Raw genomic sequence first — 18,144 nt, forward strand, 5'->3', positions numbered from 1 at the left:
AACGGTATAAAGCCGAGTCACGGGCGCGCAAGCCAGACACCGATTCCGGGACCAAGGTCACGAAACGGCGGCGCGGAACGGGACGGGCCGCCCGGATCTACGATGCCTTCATGAGCACGATCATCCCGGACCTCCTGGGCGAGCCCTGGGTGGCGCGCCACATCCCCGTCTCCCCTTCCGAGGCCGCGCCCGGGGCGGATCACGCGATCCTCGTCCACCAACGCGATGCCGGTGCCGCCCGGCACGCGCGGGCGGTTCTGTACATCCCCGGCCGGACCGACTACTTCTTCCAGACGCACCTGTCGGCGGCGCTCGATGCGGCGGGCTACGAGTTCTACGCCCTGGAGATGCGCGGCTGCGGGCGGGCGGGCGCCGATCTGCCCGAGGGCTCCTCCCCGCACGACACCACGGACCTGCTCGTCTACGACGAGGAGATCACCGAGGCGGTGCGGATCCTGCGCGAGGAGAAGGGGCACGGCGACGTCATCCTCAACGCTCACTCCACGGGCGGGCTGTCCGCGGTGCTGTGGGCGACGGACCACCCGGGACGGCTCGCGGCCGTCACGCTGAACTCTCCGTGGCTGGATCTCAACGCCTCGGGCTTCATGCGCTCCTACGGCACCGCCGCGGTGGACCTCATGTCACGGTGGATGCCGGGGCGGGTCATCACGAACCCGGCGGCGCCGGAGGCGGATGACGAGGACGCCTTCGAGGCCGACCCCTACGCCCGCTCCCTGCACGCCAAATGGGGCGGGGAGTGGGACTGGGACCTCGCGCTCAAGCCCTCGCCCGGTTGGCCGGCGCGAGCGGGCTTCCTCACGAGCGTGCGCCGCCTGCAGCGGCGGGTGCGCCATGGCCTGGGGATCGAGGCGCCGGTGCTCCTGTGCTGCTCGACCGCGTCGGCGGCTCCCGGCGCCGGTCGCGAGGCGGTGCTGAGGGCGGACGCGGTGCTCGACGTCGCGCAGATGGTGGAGCGCGCGCCGTTCCTCGGCGAGGATGTCACCGTGCGGCAGATCCCCGGCGGGGTTCACGACCTGGCGCTCTCCCCCGAGCCCGCCCGCGGCGAGTACCTGGCGACCCTCACCGGCTGGCTGAGCGCCCGCCTCCCCCGCCCCGCTCGCTGATCCATCCTCGCGAGACCGGTCGAAAACAACGACGAGACCGGTTCTCCGCCCACAGGCCCTCCTCCGCTCGCGCGGGGCGGGGAGGGCCTGTGGGGAACCGACCGGTCTCGATCGTTATTTCAACCGGTCTCGCATGAGGGCGGACAGGGCGGGGGCGAGCTCGTCGACGACGCGCTCGATCGTCGCCAGGGTGTCCTCGAAGTCCTCCATCCCGCCGTACCAGGGGTCGGGCGCGTCGAGCCGCGACCGGGAGACCAGCCCTTCCGCGATCGCCGCCAGATCCGCCGCGCTCTCAGGGTCGAACTCGCGGAACATGAGGATGCGCCGCCCCGCGCCCCGGGCCCCCTCCGGCTCGTCGCTGATGACGCCCGCCCGCTGCGCGCGGCGCATCAGCTCGCGCTCATGCGAGGCGGTCATCGCCAGGATGAGATCGGATCCCGCGATTTCGGCATCCGTGATGCGGTGGGCCCGGTGCGAGGCGATGCGCGCCGCCACCGCGCCCCCGCCGTCCCCGTAGCCGTCGCTGAGCAGGAGACTCCTGGCCCTCGAGTCCATCGGGTTGCCGCGCTCCTCGCTGGAGACCCCGGAGGAGGCCACCTCCACGCGCCCGACCAGGCCCGCCGCGCCGAGCCGATCGAGGAGGACCATCTCCGCCATCGCGGAGCGGCAGATGTTGCCCGTGCACACCATCATGACCCGGTAGGGACCGTCGGGGTCGCGCGGGGCGGGCAGGACGCGGGGCTCGCCGGTGACGGAGCCGGTAGGATTCAAGATCATGACCCGATCGTGCCAGGTCCGCCTCTAGGCTCTCCCCCATGACTGATCCCCGCGCGTCCCACGGGACCCCCGCGCGCCCCACGTCCCCTCGCACGCCCACCGCGGTCGACGCCGTCGCCGAGCGCTATGCGGAGCGCCTGGCGGCGCTGTCCCCCGAGTTCGCCCTCTACTCCGGCCTGCCCGGCCGGGCGGGCGCCCTGGACGACTACTCCCTCGCCGGTTTCTCGGCCCTGGCCGATCTGCGCGCTCAGACCCTGTCCGCGCTCGATACCGCCGCCCCCGTCGACGACGTCGACCGTGTGACGATCGCGGCCATGCGCGAGCGCTTCGGCATCGAGGACGAGCTGCATGAGGCCGGCGAGGACCTGCGGGCACTGAACAACATCGCCTCCCCGATCCAGACGATCCGCGACACCTTCGACAACCACCCCATGGCCACCACGGGCGACTGGGAGGACTTCGCCTCCGCCCTGCGGGCGGTGCCAGGGGCGCTCGCCGGGCACCGCGAGTCGCTGCGGGTCGCGGTCGAGCGCGGGCTCACACCCGCTGCTCGGCAGGTGCGCGCCTGCATCAAGCAGGCCCAGGACCAGGCCGGGGAGGCGTCGTCGTCCTTCACGGCGCTGATCGAGGGGGCGCGCCTCGCCGACGGCGGCTCCCTGCCCGCCGCCCTCACCGCGGACCTGCGGACGGCCGCGCTCGAGGCCCGCGCCGCCTACGCCGAGGCGGCCCGCTGGCTTGCCGCCGATATCGCTCCGCTCGCCACCGGCGACGACGCCGTGGACCGCGAGCGCTACGAGAGATTCAGCCGGGAATTCCTGGGCGCGCGCATCGACTTGGACGAGACCTACGAGTGGGGCCGGGAGCGCCTGGCGGCCATCGACGCCGAGCAGCGGGCCATCGCGGCCTCAATCTACGGGCCGGGCACCACCGTGGCCGAGGCCCTGGAGCGATTGGGCGCCGACGCCTCGCGGCAGGTGCGCGGCACGGCGGCGCTGCGGGCCTGGATGCAGGAGACCTCGGACGCGGCGATCGCGGCGCTCGACGGCGCCCAGTTCGACATCCCCGCTCCCCTGCGCGCCCTGGAGTGCCGGATCGCGCCGTCGTCCACCGGCGGCATCTACTACACCGCGCCGAGCGACGACTTCTCCCGCCCGGGCCGCATGTGGTGGTCCGTTCCGGCCGGGACGGAGGACTTCGCGACCTGGCAGGAGCGCACCACGGTGTTCCACGAGGGGGTGCCGGGCCACCACCTCCAGATCGGCACGCAGACCCTTCTGCGCGATGAGCTCAATTCCTGGCGGCGCCACGGCTGCTGGGTGAGCGGGCACGGCGAGGGCTGGGCCCTGTACGCCGAACGTCTCATGGCCGACCTCGGCTTCCAGGAGGACCCGGCCGACCGCATGGGGATGCTGGATTCCCAACGGCTGCGGGCGGCGCGCGTCGTGCTGGACATCGGCGTCCACCTGCGCAAGGAGCGGCCCGCCGAGCTCGCCGCCCTGCCGGGTGTGGGCGAGGGGCGCTGGGACGCGGGCTCAGCATGGGCCTTCCTGCGGGCCAATGCCGCGATGGGCGAATCCTTCCTGCGCTTCGAGCTGGACCGTTACCTGGGCTGGCCGGGGCAGGCGCCGTCCTACGCCGTCGGGCAGCGCCTGTGGGAGGAGGCGCGGGACGCCTCGCTGGCGGCGGCGCGCGCGGCAGGGGCCGATGACTCCCTCAAGGCCTTCCACGCCAGGGCACTGCGCCTGGGCAGCGTGGGCCTGGACGTCATGCGCGAGGCGCTGGTCGCCTGAGGCCAGCCGAGAGTCCGGGGGTCGACACGCTCAGGCGGACTGGTTCATCGACTTCTCGTTGGAATCACGTCGAAGTGAGCTTCACGGAAAACCTCGTACGTGCATTCTGAAGTCGAATGCACGTACGAGACTCGGCAATGAGAGCACGACCCACGCCATTCCAACGATTCATCTGGCGAGCCACCTCGCGAGCGTGCCGACCGCTCCCGACGCGCCCCTCACTCGTCCCAGAAGGAGGCGACGTCGACAGCCCCGCCGGTGTCCTCGAAGTCCGTCCGGGCGGCCTCTCGCACCTCGGCGTCGTGGAGCCAATCGAGGGCCACGGCGGCGAGCCCGTAGGCGCCGTCCAGGCAGGCGGCGTCACCGGTGGCCGAGCCCGCCGCCGCGGCCATCGCGGGGGTGTGGAGGGCGACATCGCCGCCGGTGGTGACCTTGATGAGCGGGTGGATGCCGGGCACGCGCTGCGAGACGTTGCCGAAATCCGTGCCCGCAGCGATGGTCTCGGGCAGAACACCGGCGGGCAGGGGCTCGCGCCCGCGCTCGCGCTGAGCGCGCACCCAGGAGGCCAGGAGGGCGGCGTTGTCCCGCACGGGCATCTCATTGGGGTGGGGGTCCGTGGCGATCTCAACTCCGGTGCCTGTCATGAGGGCGGCGCCGCGGAAGACGTCCTCCACCCGGGCCACGAGGTCGCGCAGGGTGGTCAGATCCTTGGACCGGATGAAGGCGTTGAGCTGGGCGCGCTCGGGGATGATGTTGGCGACGTCGCCGCCATGGGCGACGACGGCGTGGATGCGGTCCATGGGCAGGATCTGCTGGCGCAGCAGCCCGATGCCGGTCAGCGCGAGAGTGGCGGCGTCGAGGGCGTTGCGGCCCATGAAGGGCTGGGAGGAGGCGTGCGCGGGGATGCCGCGGTAGGTGACGCGCAGGCGCCGCTGCCCGAGCCAGGTCTGGTGGGTGACATCGGCGGCGTAGGAGTGGGTCTGGATGGCGGCGTCGATGCCGTCGAGCATGCCGGCCTGGGCAAGGGCCTCCTTGGCGGTGGAGCACTCCTCGGCGGGGGTGGTGGTCAGGACGACGGCGCCCGGCAGGCTCCCGGGGCGCTCGGCCTCGAGGGCGGCCAGGGCGAGGAAGGCCCCCACGGAGTTGGCGCACATGACGTTGTGACCGCAGGCGTGGCCGATGCCCGGCAGCGCGTCGTACTCGGCGAGGATCGCGATGGTACCGGGACGGGAGGACGCGGCGCGCCTCCTGCGGCGTCGGCCACGCCGTCGGCGACGCCGACGGGCGCTACGGGCCCGATGCTCGCGCGGAGGGCGGTCTCCATGCCGAAGACCCCCAGGTCGGGCTCGATTCCGTGGACGCGCAGGAGGCCGGCGACGGCGGCCATCGCATGGTGCTCCTGGTAGCCGACCTCGGGATGGGCGTGCAGGTCGTGGGACAGGGAGAGGATCTCGGGGGCGAGGCGCTCGACGATATCGGCCAGGGCGGAGCGCAGCACGGCGGGGGCGCCCACGCCGTCGGCGAGGGCCGGGGCGGGGCCTGCCGCGAGGCGCCGCGCCTCAGTCTCGGCGGCCATGAGTCCCTGGATGGCGGCGCAGGGCCGGGTGGGCTGGGAGAGGTCGGGCAGGCCGGCGCGGGCGGTTCGACGGCGGTGAGAGGGGCGGTCAGTGGGGTCAGCGGGTGGTCGATCAGCGCTCATAGCCCCATCATGCGCCGCGCGCCGCCGCTTCTGAAGGGGAGCGCCCTACCAGCGGCCGCTGCGGCCCTGCGCCCCAGGCATCGCATGGGCCGCCCCTATGAAGCGCAACGGGCACGCGTGCCTCATGAGGGACGGGGGCGTGGGCGGCGCCCAGTCCCGCGGGGCTGGCGCGGGAGTGGAGCTTGAGAACCGCGACCGGTCTCGGTCGTGATATCGACCGGTCTCGGTCAGGGGGCGGGGGAGACGGGGGCGATGGCCGCGTAGGAGGCGGCGGCGCCGGCGGCGAGGACCGCCGTCGAGCCGGCCCGCATCCCCTCGGCCACGGCCGAGGCGAAGCCGTGCCCCGCAGCGAGCGCGGCGGCGAGCACGCCGACGCTCGCGTCCCCGGCGCCCGTCGTGTCCACCACGGGCCCCAGATCAATGGCCGGCGCATACCCACTGCCCTCGGCGCAGGCCCACACCGCCCCGGCGGCGCCGAGCGTGACGAGCACGCACGCGATCCCCCGCTCGCGCAGGGCGGCCGCCGCCGCGAGCGCCTCCTCCGGTGTGCTGGGTGCGGGAGAGCCCAGCACGAGCCCGCACTCGGTCTCATTGACCACGAGCACATCGACGCCGGCCAGGGCCTCCGGCGCGATCGGGTAGACGGGCGCAAGGTTGAGGACCACGCGGGCCCCGGCCCGATGGGCCCATTCGATGATCTCCTCATTGGTCGCCGCCGGGATCTCCCCCTGGAGGACGACGACGTCGTTGGCACCCGCGTCGATCGCCTCGGCTGCCTGCGCGCCGGTGACGCGGGCGTTGGCGCCGGCGTCGAGGATGATCGTGTTCTCCCCGGCGGCGCTGACGGTGATGAACGCGATGCCGGTGGTGATCTCCTCATCCGTGCGCAGCGCGCTCACGTCCACGCCGTGGCCGCGCAGCTCCTCGCGCAGGGTGATGCCCGCGGCGTCCCCGCCGACGCGGCCGACGAGCAGGGCCTCGGCGCCCCCGTGCGCGGCGGCCGCGGCCTGGTTGGCACCCTTGCCGCCGAGCCGGTAGCTCGTGGACGTCCCCGCCAGGGTCTCCCCCGGCGCGGGGAAGCGCTCGACGGTGACGGTGATGTCCTGGTTGATCGACCCGACGACGATGACGCGCCCCATGGCATGAGCTCCTTCGCTTGGGCGGACGGGCTATCAGGGTACCGCCCACTCCCCTGCCATCCCCGCCTTTTCTTATGGTCGATGGCCTAGAATGGGCGGCTGTTGATCAGGGGGCGCCGACCCGCTCGCCCCATGTCCGGCGCGCGACCGGCGCGCTCCCCCTGGCAGTCACGCTGACAAAGGAGTCGAATGTGGCCACCACGATGATCCTCGACTGCGACCCGGGTCATGACGACGCCATCGCGATCCTCCTCGCGCTGGGCAGCCCCGAGGTCGACCTGATCGGCATCACGACGATCGGCGGCAACCACGGCCTGGACAAGGTCACCTATAACGCCCGCGCCGTCTGCGAGCTCGCGGGCCGCCCGGAGGTGCCCGTCCACGCCGGCTGCCGACGCCCCCTTATCCGCCAGCCCATTGACGCCGCCTACATCCACGGCGCTACCGGTCTCGACGGCGTCGACCTGCCCGAGCCGTCCCGGCCGCTCGCCGCCCAGCACGCCGTCGACTGGCTCATCGAGACGATCATGGGCCGTGAGCCCGGGACGATCACGATCGTCCCCACGGGTCCGCTGACGAATATCGCGATGGCGGCCCGCCTGGAGCCGCGCATCGTCGCGCGGGTCAAGGAGATCGTCCTCATGGGCGGCGCCTACGGGGTCGGCAACGCGACGCCGGTGGCTGAGTTCAACGTCCTGTGCGACCCCGAGGCCGCCCAGATCGTGCTCAACGAGTCCTGGCCCGTGACCATGATCGGGCTGGACGTCACCCACCGGGCGCTGTGCACTGCCGAGGTCCAGGCGGCCCTGTGCGAGGCGAACCCGCGCCTGGCCGATGCCATCGGCGGGCTCATGGACTTCTTCCGGTCCACCTACCGGGACCAGGAGGCCTTCCCGGATCCGCCCACGCACGACCCCTGCGCCGTCGCCCGCGTCATCGACCCGAGCCTCGTTCCCACCAGGCGCTGCCCGATCGACGTCGAGCTGCGCGGGACGCTGACCTACGGGATGACCGTGGCCGACATGCGCGCGCTCGTCAACGACTCCGACCCCGCCTGCACCACCCGGGTGGGGATGGGACTGGACACCGAGCGCTTCTGGGAGCTCGTGGCCGACGCGCTCGCGCGCCTCGGCTGACCCGTCCCCTCCCACCAACACGTCTCTCGAAGGAACCGATCCATGTACTTGGCCATCAACGTCCTGGGCCTCGCCGTCTTCCTGGCGGCGGGCTGGCTGCTCTCCCATGACCGCAAGAGGATCCCCTGGCAGTCCGTGGCGATCCTGACCGCCCTCAACCTCGTGATCGCCTGGGTCCTCACGAGCTTCACCTGGGGTCGCGCAGCCGTCAAGGGCGCGGCCGCGGGCTTCAACGAGCTCGTCTCCGTGGCCTGGAAGGGCATCAACTTCGCCCTGACGAACTGGGTGGGGGCCGAGGGCGTGGACCCGAAGCCCGTGAACTTCGTGGTCAGCGCCCTGCTGCCGATCCTGCTGGTAGTGCCCGTCTTCGATATCCTCACCTATATCGGCCTCCTGCCCTGGCTCATCAAGTGGATCGGCCGGGGGCTCAGCGCGGTCACCCGCCAGCCCAAGTTCGAGGCCTTCTACTCCATCGAGATGATGTTCCTGGGCAACACGGAGGCCCTGGCGGTCTCCAAGCTGCAGGTGCAGCGGATGAGCCCGGCGCGCAACGTCGTCATCGCCATGATGTCGATGAGCTGCGTGACGGCCTCGATCCTGGCGGCCTACATCCAGATCGTCCCGGCGGAGTTCGTGCTGACGGCGGTGCCCCTCAACTGCCTCAACGCGCTCATCGTCACCTCCATGCTCTACCCCGTCCACGTGCCGCCCGAGGAGGACATCATCGTCACCTACGAGGGGGTCGGCGACTCCGGGGACGCCGACGGCGCCCAGGGCGCCCAGGGCGGCGCGGGCGCGGCCACCAGGCTCCTGCGCCGCGTCCCGGGACGCGCGGCGAGCAGACCTGTGAAGGAGCCGTTCTTCTCCTTCCTGGGCGACTCGATCCTGGGCGCGGGCAAGCTCATCCTCATCATCACCGCCAACGTCATCACCTTCGTGGCCCTGGCCGCCCTCATCGACAAGATCCTCGGGGCGATCTGGGAGCCGCTCTCCCTGGAGTCGGCGCTCGGCGTCGTCATGTACGCGCCCGCGCTCCTGCTGGGCCTGGACACCTCCACCGCCTGGGACATGTCCCAGATCATGAGCCTCAAGCTGGTCACCAACGAGTTCGTGGCCATGGGGCAGGTGAGCGCCGAGATCAGCGGCTACGCGCGCCACTACCAGGCGGTGCTCACCGTCTTCCTGACGTCCTTCGCGAACTTCGGGACGCTGGGAATGATCATCGGCTGCTTCAAGGGCCTGGTGGACAACGAGCGCAACGACCTCATCTCCAAGAGCGTGGGCCGGATGCTCCTGTCCGGGATCCTCGTCTCGCTGCTGTCGGCCGCAATGGTCGGCCTGTTCGTCTGGTGAGGGAGGAGCGAACCATGACCCGCAAGCTCATTCTGGACCTGGACACCGGCATCGATGACGCCCTGGCGATCGCCTACGCCCTGGGCAGCCCGGAGGCCGAGCTCATCGGCATCACCACCACCTACGGAAATGTCCTCGTGGAGGACTCGGCGCGCAACTCCCTGGCGGTGCTCGACCTGCTCGGAGCGCCGCACGTGCCCGTCTACCCTGGCCTGCCCCACGCCCTGGCCCGCGACGGCTTCGAGGTTATGGAGATCTCCGCCTTCATCCACGGCCGCAATGGCGTGGGCGATGTGGCCCTCGCCCCCTCGTCCCGCACCGCGGAGGGGACGAGCGCCGTCGACTTCATCATCGAGGCCTCCCACGCCCACGGGGAGGACCTCGTGTACGTGCCCACGGGTCCGCTGACCAACCTGGCCGCCTCCCTGAAGAAGGACCCCGACCTGGCTGAGCGGCTGACCGTGGTGCTCATGGGCGGGGCGCTCACGGTGAGCGGGAATGTCAGCCCGTGGTCGGAGGCGAATATCAGCCAGGACCCGGAGGCCGCCGACGCCGTCCTGCGCTCGGGGGTGAGCGCTACGATGGTCGGCCTCGACGTCACCCTCCAGACCCTGCTCACCTACGAGCACACGCGCCGCTGGCGCGAGCTGGGGACGGCCGCGGGCGCGTTCCTGGCGGATATGACGGACTACTACATCCGGGCCTACGAGACGACGGCGCCCGGGCTCGGCGGCTGCGGCCTGCACGACCCGCTGGCGGTCGGCGTCGCCGTGGACCCGTCCCTGGTGACGATGCTGCCCATCAACCTCGCGGTGGACCTGGAGGGCCCGACTCGGGGGCGCACCATCGGGGACGTGGAGCGCCTGAGCGCCCCGAGGACGAGCCGGGCGGCCGTGGCCGTCGACGCCGAGAGGTTCCTCGCCGAGTTCATGTCCCGCATCACCGCCCTGGCGCGGGCCCGCTGAGCAGCGCAGCCCGGAGCCGGTCAGCCTTGCTGGGGCATCACGTAGGAGCAGCCCAGGGCGAAGGGGAAGCCGGGCTTGAGCAGGCAGGCGACGACGGGCTCGGCGAGCTCGATGAGCAGGCCGGCGTCCAGGCCCTGCTCGGCCTCGGGACCGGCGCCGGCCAGGAGGGACTCGTAGGAGATGGACAGGTCGAGCAGCGACATGCCGCCCCGGCGATCCGCCTTGCTCCAGGCGCCCCCCTCCATCTCCATGAGCGTCCCCAGGTGGAAGCGCATGACACGCTGGGAGTCCACCTCGGAGGGCACGGAGAGGATGTGGTGCGCCTCGGGGTCTCGAGGAGCGCGCAGGGTGAAGACGAGGATGGCGCCGTCGCGAGCCGCCCTCAGCATGAGCCGGGCGATGTGGACGGCGAAGGATGCCGTGTCGAAGCCCCCGCTCATCGCCTCGGGCACGCTCAGCGGCCCGCCGAGGGGGACGAGGACGCCGGCGCCGGCGTCGTTGATGGCGCGCCGCCCGGTGGGGCCCTCGGCGCGCAGGCGCAGGCCGCCCTCCTCCAGCGTCCCGAACTCGACGCGCTCAGCCCACCCCTCGGGCACGGAGGAGGGCCCAGGCTCGGTCTCCACGTGCCCCAGACCCAGGACATCGGCGAGGTCGGTGCCATCGGTGGGCCGGTACCAGGCGATCTGGTCGCCGTCGAACCACAGGGGGACGACCCCGTTGAAGGGGATACCGAAGCGCACATGCGCCGGCAGCGGCGGGATCGTCGGCGCTGGGGCGGGCTCGCCTGCGGGGTCGACGCCGCCGGGGCCCACGAGGTAGTCGCTCATGGGGCCAGGGTAGCGGGGCGCGCCGACCGGGCCTGGTGGGTGGAGTCACAACGGGCCCGAACGAGAGGGCGGCCCGTGCCATGCGGCGCGATCCGCCCTTCGCCCGGCCGGCCCAGGGGCGTGCGACCGGATGCCGCATGGAGATCGATCAGGAATGATCGCCCCTGCCCGGCGATCGATCGATCTCATGGCTTAAGCGTGCTGCGCCGCGCCTGGTCGCGCCATGGATCGCGCTACCCACCGGGCGGGATCGGCGGTAGACGGGGCGCACGGGCGAGGCCGTCGGCCGGGGCCTCACGGGCGCGCCCGCCCCCCCCCACGGGCTCAGAAGTCCCAGTCGGCATCCTCGGTGGCCTCGGCGGTGCCCATCACGTAGGAGGAGCCGGAGCCGGAGAAGAAGTCGTGGTTCTCGTCCGCGTTGGGCGACAGGGAGGCGATGATCGCAGGGTTGACGTCGACGGCGTCGGCGGGGAAGAGGGCCTCGTAGCCCAGGTTCATGAGGGCCTTGTTGGCGTTGTAGCGCAGGAACTTCTTGACGTCCTCGGTCAGGCCCAGCTCGTCGTAGAGGTCCTCGGTGTACTGCTCCTCGTTGTCGTAGAGCTCCATGAGCAGGTCGAGGGTGTACTCGCGCAGCTCGGCCTGGCGCTCCGGGGAGGACTCGCGCACGGCGAGCTGGTACTTGTAGCCGATGTAGTAGCCGTGGACGGCCTCGTCGCGGATGATGAGGCGGATGAGGTCCGCGGTGTTGGTGAGCTTGGCGTGGCTGGACCAGTACATGGGGGCGTAGAAGCCGGAGTAGAAGAGGAAGGACTCCAGCATGGTGGAGGCGACCTTCCTCTTCTCCGGGTCGTCGCCGCGGTAGTAGTCGAGGATGATGCGCGCCTTGCGCTGGAGGTTCGCGTTCTCCTCGCTCCAGCGGAAGGCCTCATCGATCTCCGCCGTCGAGATGAGGGTGGAGAAGATCGAGGAGTAGGAGCGCGCGTGCACGGACTCCATGAAGGCGATGTTCGTCAGCACGGCCTCCTCATGGGGGGTGCGGGCGTCCGGGATGAGGGAGACGGCGCCGACGGTTCCCTGGATGGTGTCCAGCAGGGTCAGGCCGGTGAACACGCGGGTGGTCATGTTCTTCTCGGCCTCGGTCAGGGTGGCCCAGGACTGGATGTCGTTGGACAGCGGCACCTTCTCGGGCAGCCAGAAGTTCCCGGTGAGGCGGTCCCAGACCTCAAGGTCCTTGTCGTCGACGAGCCGGTTCCAGTTGATCGCCTGAACGCGGTCGATGAGCTTGATGGGCTCGCGCATGGGTTCCTCCCGGAGGTTGACGGCTCCCCTCATGCTACCGACGACGGCGCCGGGCGGCTGTGATGCCCGACCGGTCGGCGACTGTGGCGCCCGCCGCGCTCCCGCGGACGGGACGCGTCCGGCACGGAGTGCGGCCGACAATGTTATTGACTCACATTTTGTGGCTGACTAACCTCTTCTGCATGACTCCTCGCACGTCAACCACCGACCGGCTCCGGCGCACCGCCCTGGGGATGTTCGCCGAGCAGGGGTTCGACGCCGTCCCGGTCACCGCGATCACCAGGGCCGCCGGGGTCTCCCACATGACCTTCTTCCGCCACTTCCCCACCAAGGAGTCCGTGGTGGTGGCGGACATGTTCGATCCGCTCATCGCTGAGGCGGTACGGGCTCAGCCGCAGCGTTGGCGGCCGCTGACCCGGGCGGTGCGCGGCCTGGTTGCGGCGATGAGCCAGGAGCAGGCGCGCCAGGAGATGTCCTCGCGGGAGTTCCGGGACCGTATCCGCCTGGCGGCTGGCACGCCGTCGCTGTCGGCCGCCGTGCGAGCCGCGAGCCAGGACACCGAGCGCGCCATCGCCGAGGCACTGACCGTTCCGGGGGTCGACGACGCGGCGACACGGGCCGCGGCCGGCGCCGCCATGGGGGCCGCCATCAGCCTCCTCCTGGCCTGGGCGGACAGGACCGCCTCTGCCACCTCTGCCGACTCTGCCGACGACGCGGCCGCCGCACTCAGCCAGGGCCTTCTCACCCTCCTGGGGGAGTCATGAGCGGCGAGGCTCGCCCGGTGGCGCCGGCCCTGGCGGTTGAGGGCGTCAGTGTCAGCCTTCGAGGACATCCCGTTCTCCGGGACCTGCGCATGTCGATGACGGAGGGCGAGTGCCGCGCCGTCGTGGGTCTCAACGGCGCCGGGAAGACCACGGCTCTGCGCGTCATCCTGGGCATGCTGCGCCCCAATACCGGACGGGTCCTCCTGTACGGACGCGATATCTCCTCCTGCCCCAGGGGCGTCTGGCGCAGGGTGGGGCATCTCGTGGAGACGTCCTTGTCCTACCCCGAGCTCACGACCCGGCAGAACATTGAGGCTGCCGTCCGGCTCCACGGCGCCGACCCCGAGCGCGCCGTCAGGGTCGCTGAGCGGATGAGCGAAGTGCTGGCGCTGAGCGAATGGCTCGACGTACCCGCACGCCGACTGTCGCTGGGCACGCGCCAGAAGGTGGGGCTGGTCGGGGCCCAGGCGCATGAGCCAGACCTCGTCGTCCTCGATGAGCCGACCATCGGACTCGACCCGCTCGCCGTCGTCGGGTTCCGGGGGCTCCTGCGGGAGGTCACCGGTCGTGGCGGCTCGGTGCTGGTGACCGGGCACCACTTCGACGAGCTGACGCGGATCGCCGACCAGGTCGACGTCCTGCACCGGGGACGGGTCATCGACACGATCACGCCCGGCGACCCCGGAAGGCCCGAGGGCCTGGACCTTGAGCGCGCGTTCTTCGACGTCGTCCTGGCAGCTGACCGGGCCGCCGCGGAGTCCGGCTCGGGGTGGTCCTCCCGAGCCGGACGGCCCTGGGGACGGAGAGAGGCCTCCTGACGATGGGACGCAGCATGCTCATGACCGTTATCGGCCTGGAGGCTCGCAAGCTGGCTCGGGCCACGGTGACGCGCACGGCGACACTCGCCACCCTCGCCCTGGTCCTGGTGACCACGGCCGGCGGGTACGCCGCGGCGATGCACGCCGGCGACACCGATCTGGGGAGGAAGGCCGCCTCCATGGTGACCTCGCCGGGGTGGGACGGCTACATCCAGCTCGGGGTCACGAGCGTGAGCGCGACTACGCTCCTGGCTGTGGGCGTGGTGATGTCCTGGTGTGTGGGGCGGGAGTTCACCGACGGCACCATTGTGGGCCTGTTCGCGATTCCGCCCGCCTTGCGCGGCATCGCCACGGCGAAGATGGCGGCGGCTCTGGCCTGGTCGGTGCTGCTGGGTGCTGGCGAGGCGGTGCTGCTGACGACAGCGGGGCTGCTGCTCGGCCTCGGAGCGGCGGGGGCTGCCGGCTGCTTCGTGACGCTGATGCTGGTCGCGGCGCTGCTCAGCGCCGCCCTCCTGCCGGTCATGTGGGCGGCGACCCGCTGGCGCGGCTACCTGGCCGGGATCGGCCTCACGCTGGTGATCCTCGTCGTCACCAACCTGGCCGCCGGCATCGGGCTCGGGGTCTATACCCCGTGGTCGATCCCGATTGCCTGGGCCACACACCGCGGGGACGTCAGCGCGCTGCTGCTGATGGGGCCGCTGGCAGTCGCCACGATCGGGGCCTGGCTGACGCTCCGCTCCTGGGACCGCCTTCAACTGGGCGCCGACTGACCGAAGCGTCTTCGCACCGGAGAGCGGCTGCCGTCCGTCAGGACGAGGCAGCCGCCTGTTGCGCTGCGGCCAGGATGGCCGCGCCCTGCTCGGGAGGCTCGCCGCTGCCGACGGCGGCGCCGGCCTCCATATCGAAGGCAACGATCTCGGAGTCATAGCTGTCATTCACCGTGGTGCCGAGCTCAACCCTCTGGAGTGCCTGGTTGCCAAGAACCGCGGCCAGAACCGAGCCCGCGGACGCCACGTCCACACCGGCTCCGTACTCACCCAGACCGTTCACTTTCAACTGAGTCGCCTGATTGACACTGTTCTCCGCCTCCAGGTCCACGACCGCGCCGGGTCGCTGTCCCGAAGGAACAGCCTCCGCCACATTTTTGACCGGCACGGAGGTGAGGTCAATGCCTCTGAAGTGCGAGACAAAACAATACGATCCTCCGACCAGCACGTCCTGCTCAGTCTTCAGTGAGCCGACTTGCAGCACCGGCGACGTCGACGGCAAGACAAAATTTTCCGAAAGAGTCTTGACGCTGCGATAATCGAGCGATATCCACTCCTCGGAGAAACTCACTCTCTCCATGTCGGACGATACCGCCCCCACAGCCGCGGGGACCGCCTTTTCAGCGTCATTCAGGAGAAGATGGCAGGCCACTGTTGTCGCACCCTGGTCCCAGGTGACATCCATATAAACCTTGTCGGCGTCAGCAATACTGATGACCTTATTGCGGGCGTCAAGAACAATTGCCAGAACCGATTCCGGGTCAGGATCATCCTTGAGTGCCACATTCACCATCCAGCGATCATCCTCTAGGAGCTCCGCATTCACATCAACCTCAATAGACGTGACGCCATCAAGCCCAGAAAGATATTCGGCTCATCCCAATTGGGGGTGTAGGTGGGGTCTGAATCCGCCTGTTTCGAGGAGGCTGCGGGTGATGTAGTTGGTGAGGTTGCGAAAGCCGAGGGCGGTGCCGCGTAGGTGCTCCAAGCGGCCGTTGAGGGCCTCGGTGGGGCCGTTGGAAGTGTGGGGCCTGTCGAAGTAGGCGAGTATGTCTGCGGCCCGATTTTTGAGGGTGCGGCCCAGGGTGAGGACCTCGCTGAGGGCCTGCGGCACGCCGGAGGACGTGGCGGCGATCACCTCTTGCATGAGGGTCTTGCCCTTGGCCCTGTCGCCGTGGCGGTAGGCGGCGACCATCTTGTGGTACACGCCCCAGGTTGCCTCGACCTGGGCGTGGTCCTCTTGTGCGAACAGTGCCTCCAGGCGGGCCTGCTGGCTGGGGGTCATCAGGTCGATGCCGGTGTGCAGGGTACGACGTGCTTTGTACAGGGGGTCGCTGGCCCGACCCCGGTGACCGTGCAGCTGTTGCTGAACGCGCCGGCGGCACTGGTCAAGAGCATCACCGGCCAGGCGCACGACGTGGAAGGGATCCAGCACGGCGGTGGCCTGGGGCATCTGCTCGGTGGTGGCGGTCTTAAACCCCGTGAAACCGTCCATGGCAACCACCTCGATGCCCTGGCGCCAGGCCTGGGGGCGCCCGGCCAGCCATGTCCTTAACGCCTGCTTGGAGCGGCCTGGAACCATGTCAAGCAGGCGGGCAGGGCCACTACCCGCGCGCACTGGGGTCATGTCGATGACCACGGTGACGTACTTGTCGCCCTTACGCGTGTGGCGCCACACATGCTCATCGACCCCGATGACCCTGACGCCGTTGAACCTGGAGGGATCGTTGATCAACACCCGGTACGCCTCGGCCAGCACCGCGTCGTTGGCCGTGTCCCAGGACACTGCCAACGCCTGAGCCACCCGGGATATGGTCAGGTGCTGGCACACCACCGCCTCCAGCGCCCAGCCCAGGGCACGCCGTGACAGGCGTGCCCTGGGCTGGGCCGCTTGGTCCATGTTCTGGCGCCACACATGCCCACACCCCTGGCAGCGGTACCGGCGCACCCGCACCAGCAGCGTGGTGGGCCGCCACCCAAAGGGCTCATGCGCTAACCGCCGGGTCACCGTGTCACGAGCCACCCCCTGCAAGCCGCACCGACGACACCAGTGGTCGGGTTCAACCACCCGGCAGGCCAGCACCGCACGCTCAGGATCAACAACCTGGCCGGTCACCTCAAGACCAAGGTCGTCCAAGCCGGTGAAAGTGGTCAGGTCAGGCGCAGTGAAGGTAGCGTTAGGCACGTCGAGGTCTTTCGAGTGGGTTGTGTGACAACTCCCATCATCGGAAGACCTCGACCCCTACCCCACCACCGACACACCACCACTACACCCCCAATTGGGAAGAGCCGGTTATCAACGCGGGGCGCGCGGCCCGGGCCCCAGAGCCTCAGGCCCCACTCAGCAGGACGCTCAGCACCTGCGGCGCGGTGAAGCGCCGGGAGCTTGAGCGCGCACTGAGCTCGGTGAGGATGCCGAGCTCGACGAGCTGGCCAACCAGTGAGTTGGCCCGGCCGTAGGACAGGCCCGTCTCGCGCTCGACCGTGCGGACCGTGAACGAGGGGTGGGCGACGGCGAGGTCGACGACGTCCTGGGCGCGGGCCGAGCGCAGGTGGGAGGCCCGCACCTGCTGGCGCAACGCCTCCTGAACTTCGACAAGCTCGAGCATCTGCTTGCGGGTCGTGGTGGCGGCGTCGGCGAGCCCGTGGGCGAAGAAGGTGAGGAAGGTGTCCCAGTCTCCGTCGGTGCTCACCCGCAGCAGGGCGTCGTAGTACTGCGCGCGGCGAGCCTCGAACCAGGGGGAGACCGTCAGCGTCGGTTCGGTCAGCAGGCCGTGACACAGCAGGGTCAGGACGATGAGGTAGCGCCCGAGCCGTCCGTTGCCGTCGCGGAAGGGGTGCAGCGTCTCGAACTGGTAGTGGGCCATGCCGACGACAACTACCGGGTCGATGCGCTCGCTGTGGTCGGTGCCAACCCAGGTAAGCAGGTCCTCCACGCCGGCGCGCAGCTGGTCCCCCGGGGGCGCCGGGACGAATCGCGCCGCCTCAACAGGGGGCAGATCGCGTCCGGCGCCAGCCCGGCGCCCGATGACAACCTGGCTGGTGCGCAGCCGCCCCGACTCCCTCTCAAGCGCAGTGCCGCGCATCAGCTGTCCTTGAAGGTCTTCTACAAGCCCAAGGGTCAGGGGACGCCCCTCGTCCACCCACTCGAAGCCGGTCTTCGCCATGTCGACGTAGTTAAGGATCTCGCGCATCTCCACCGTGGTCGGGGACTCGTCGTCGGCGGTCAGAACGTCGGCGAGCGGCGCGTAGGTGCCCTCCAGGGCGGAGGTGGCCTGCGCCTCCCGGCGCAAGGAGGGCGTACGCAGCAGGTAGGGATTGGGGAGCCGACGCGCCGTGGCGTCGAGGGCGGCGAGGGCGCGTCCGGCTGCGGCCACGGCCCGGTACGTGGCGCCACCCAGCTCCGGTTCCGCATGAGGTAAGGGGGTCGGAACGAAGGCCTTGTGCTCCCACGAACCGCGCAGGCGGTCGGAGCCCGAGATGGTGACGAGCTGCCCCATCGCAGGGTTCCTGAACATCGCGGCATCCACGATGTCACCCTAAGGGGAGTTGCATGAAATATCCACACCCTCGATGTCACACAACGGGGTGTTGTGTGACATCAGGGGTGTCGGTGTGTCCGTTAACAGACATGCAGACCGTGCTGGGCCACGCCGACGGCGTCAGCCGGGGCACCGCCGTCGGGC

Annotated in this window: 17 protein-coding genes; 8 read left to right on the forward strand and 9 right to left on the reverse strand. The window is 70.4% G+C overall.

Annotated features, from left to right (window positions below; translation table 11 throughout):
• Positions 1-110: 110 nt before the first annotated feature.
• On the forward strand, positions 111-1,124 hold the full coding sequence (locus ABXS69_RS10505) for an alpha/beta hydrolase (RefSeq protein ID WP_366180592.1): 1,014 nt from the start codon (positions 111-113) through the stop codon (positions 1,122-1,124).
• Positions 1,125-1,238: 114 nt separating this feature from the next.
• Here the strand turns inward: ABXS69_RS10505 and ABXS69_RS10510 are convergent, their stop codons facing one another.
• Positions 1,239-1,901 carry a low molecular weight protein-tyrosine-phosphatase gene (locus ABXS69_RS10510; protein ID WP_366180593.1) on the reverse strand — a complete coding sequence of 221 codons (663 nt, stop codon included), beginning with the start codon at positions 1,899-1,901 and terminating at the stop codon, positions 1,239-1,241.
• A gap of 38 nt (positions 1,902-1,939) precedes the next feature.
• Between ABXS69_RS10510 and ABXS69_RS10515 the strand changes: the two genes are divergently transcribed.
• Positions 1,940-3,691 carry a DUF885 domain-containing protein gene (locus ABXS69_RS10515; RefSeq protein WP_366180594.1) on the forward strand — a complete coding sequence of 584 codons (1,752 nt, stop codon included), beginning with the start codon at positions 1,940-1,942 and terminating at the stop codon, positions 3,689-3,691.
• Between the two features lie 218 nt (positions 3,692-3,909).
• Here ABXS69_RS10515 and ABXS69_RS10520 read toward each other — a convergent pair whose 3' ends face one another.
• The 3 genes from ABXS69_RS10520 to ABXS69_RS10530 form a co-directional block, all read right to left on the reverse strand.
• Positions 3,910-4,872, reverse strand: a complete 963-nt coding sequence (locus ABXS69_RS10520; protein WP_366181593.1) for an amidohydrolase — start codon at positions 4,870-4,872, stop codon at positions 3,910-3,912.
• Complete coding sequence (locus tag ABXS69_RS10525) at positions 4,758-5,390, reverse strand: hypothetical protein (protein ID WP_366180595.1); 633 nt, start codon at positions 5,388-5,390, stop codon at positions 4,758-4,760. Before ABXS69_RS10525 ends, ABXS69_RS10520 begins: the two co-directional genes overlap by 115 nt.
• Positions 5,391-5,617: 227 nt before the next feature.
• On the reverse strand, positions 5,618-6,529 hold the full coding sequence (locus tag ABXS69_RS10530) for a PfkB family carbohydrate kinase (RefSeq protein ID WP_366180596.1): 912 nt from the start codon (positions 6,527-6,529) through the stop codon (positions 5,618-5,620).
• Positions 6,530-6,720: 191 nt separating this feature from the next.
• On the opposite strand from ABXS69_RS10530, the gene ABXS69_RS10535 reads away from it, so the two are divergent.
• Genes ABXS69_RS10535 through ABXS69_RS10545 form a run of 3 tightly spaced genes read left to right on the forward strand, consistent with a single transcriptional unit; the run spans position 6,721 to position 9,983 of the window.
• Positions 6,721-7,665 carry a nucleoside hydrolase gene (locus ABXS69_RS10535; protein ID WP_366180597.1) on the forward strand — a complete coding sequence of 315 codons (945 nt, stop codon included), beginning with the start codon at positions 6,721-6,723 and terminating at the stop codon, positions 7,663-7,665.
• A 42-nt stretch (positions 7,666-7,707) separates the two neighbouring features.
• Positions 7,708-9,018, forward strand: coding sequence for a nucleoside transporter C-terminal domain-containing protein (locus tag ABXS69_RS10540; RefSeq protein WP_366180598.1), 1,311 nt, complete (start codon positions 7,708-7,710; stop codon positions 9,016-9,018).
• Between the two features lie 14 nt (positions 9,019-9,032).
• Positions 9,033-9,983, forward strand: a complete 951-nt coding sequence (locus ABXS69_RS10545; RefSeq protein WP_366180599.1) for a nucleoside hydrolase — start codon at positions 9,033-9,035, stop codon at positions 9,981-9,983.
• A 20-nt stretch (positions 9,984-10,003) separates the two neighbouring features.
• Here ABXS69_RS10545 and ABXS69_RS10550 read toward each other — a convergent pair whose 3' ends face one another.
• Together ABXS69_RS10550 and nrdF are read right to left on the reverse strand one after the other, a co-directional pair.
• Complete coding sequence (locus tag ABXS69_RS10550; protein WP_366180600.1) at positions 10,004-10,810, reverse strand: hypothetical protein; 807 nt, start codon at positions 10,808-10,810, stop codon at positions 10,004-10,006.
• 324 nt (positions 10,811-11,134) lie between these two features.
• Positions 11,135-12,109, reverse strand: a complete 975-nt coding sequence (nrdF, locus tag ABXS69_RS10555) for a class 1b ribonucleoside-diphosphate reductase subunit beta (protein WP_366180601.1) — start codon at positions 12,107-12,109, stop codon at positions 11,135-11,137.
• A gap of 182 nt (positions 12,110-12,291) precedes the next feature.
• On the opposite strand from nrdF, the gene ABXS69_RS10560 reads away from it, so the two are divergent.
• Genes ABXS69_RS10560 through ABXS69_RS10570 form a run of 3 tightly spaced genes read left to right on the forward strand, consistent with a single transcriptional unit; the run spans position 12,292 to position 14,461 of the window.
• Positions 12,292-12,873 (forward strand): TetR family transcriptional regulator, encoded by a 582-nt coding sequence (locus ABXS69_RS10560; RefSeq protein ID WP_366180602.1) that lies wholly within the window; start codon positions 12,292-12,294, stop codon positions 12,871-12,873.
• Positions 12,870-13,691 carry an ABC transporter ATP-binding protein gene (locus tag ABXS69_RS10565; protein WP_366180603.1) on the forward strand — a complete coding sequence of 274 codons (822 nt, stop codon included), beginning with the start codon at positions 12,870-12,872 and terminating at the stop codon, positions 13,689-13,691. Before ABXS69_RS10560 ends, ABXS69_RS10565 begins: the two co-directional genes overlap by 4 nt.
• Positions 13,692-13,711: 20 nt before the next feature.
• Positions 13,712-14,461 (forward strand): ABC transporter permease, encoded by a 750-nt coding sequence (locus tag ABXS69_RS10570; RefSeq protein WP_366180604.1) that lies wholly within the window; start codon positions 13,712-13,714, stop codon positions 14,459-14,461.
• Between the two features lie 37 nt (positions 14,462-14,498).
• Here ABXS69_RS10570 and ABXS69_RS10575 read toward each other — a convergent pair whose 3' ends face one another.
• The 3 genes from ABXS69_RS10575 to ABXS69_RS10585 form a co-directional block, all read right to left on the reverse strand.
• Positions 14,499-15,251, reverse strand: a complete 753-nt coding sequence (locus ABXS69_RS10575) for a hypothetical protein (RefSeq protein ID WP_366180605.1) — start codon at positions 15,249-15,251, stop codon at positions 14,499-14,501.
• Between the two features lie 81 nt (positions 15,252-15,332).
• Complete coding sequence (locus ABXS69_RS10580) at positions 15,333-16,643, reverse strand: ISL3 family transposase (RefSeq protein ID WP_366180606.1); 1,311 nt, start codon at positions 16,641-16,643, stop codon at positions 15,333-15,335.
• Between the two features lie 145 nt (positions 16,644-16,788).
• On the reverse strand, positions 16,789-17,976 hold the full coding sequence (locus ABXS69_RS10585) for a Fic/DOC family N-terminal domain-containing protein (RefSeq protein ID WP_366180607.1): 1,188 nt from the start codon (positions 17,974-17,976) through the stop codon (positions 16,789-16,791).
• Positions 17,977-18,144 lie beyond the last annotated feature (168 nt).

The sequence above is a fragment of the Actinomyces timonensis genome (assembly GCF_040702965.1).
Taxonomy (GTDB): Bacteria; Actinomycetota; Actinomycetes; order Actinomycetales; family Actinomycetaceae; genus Actinomyces; species Actinomyces timonensis_A.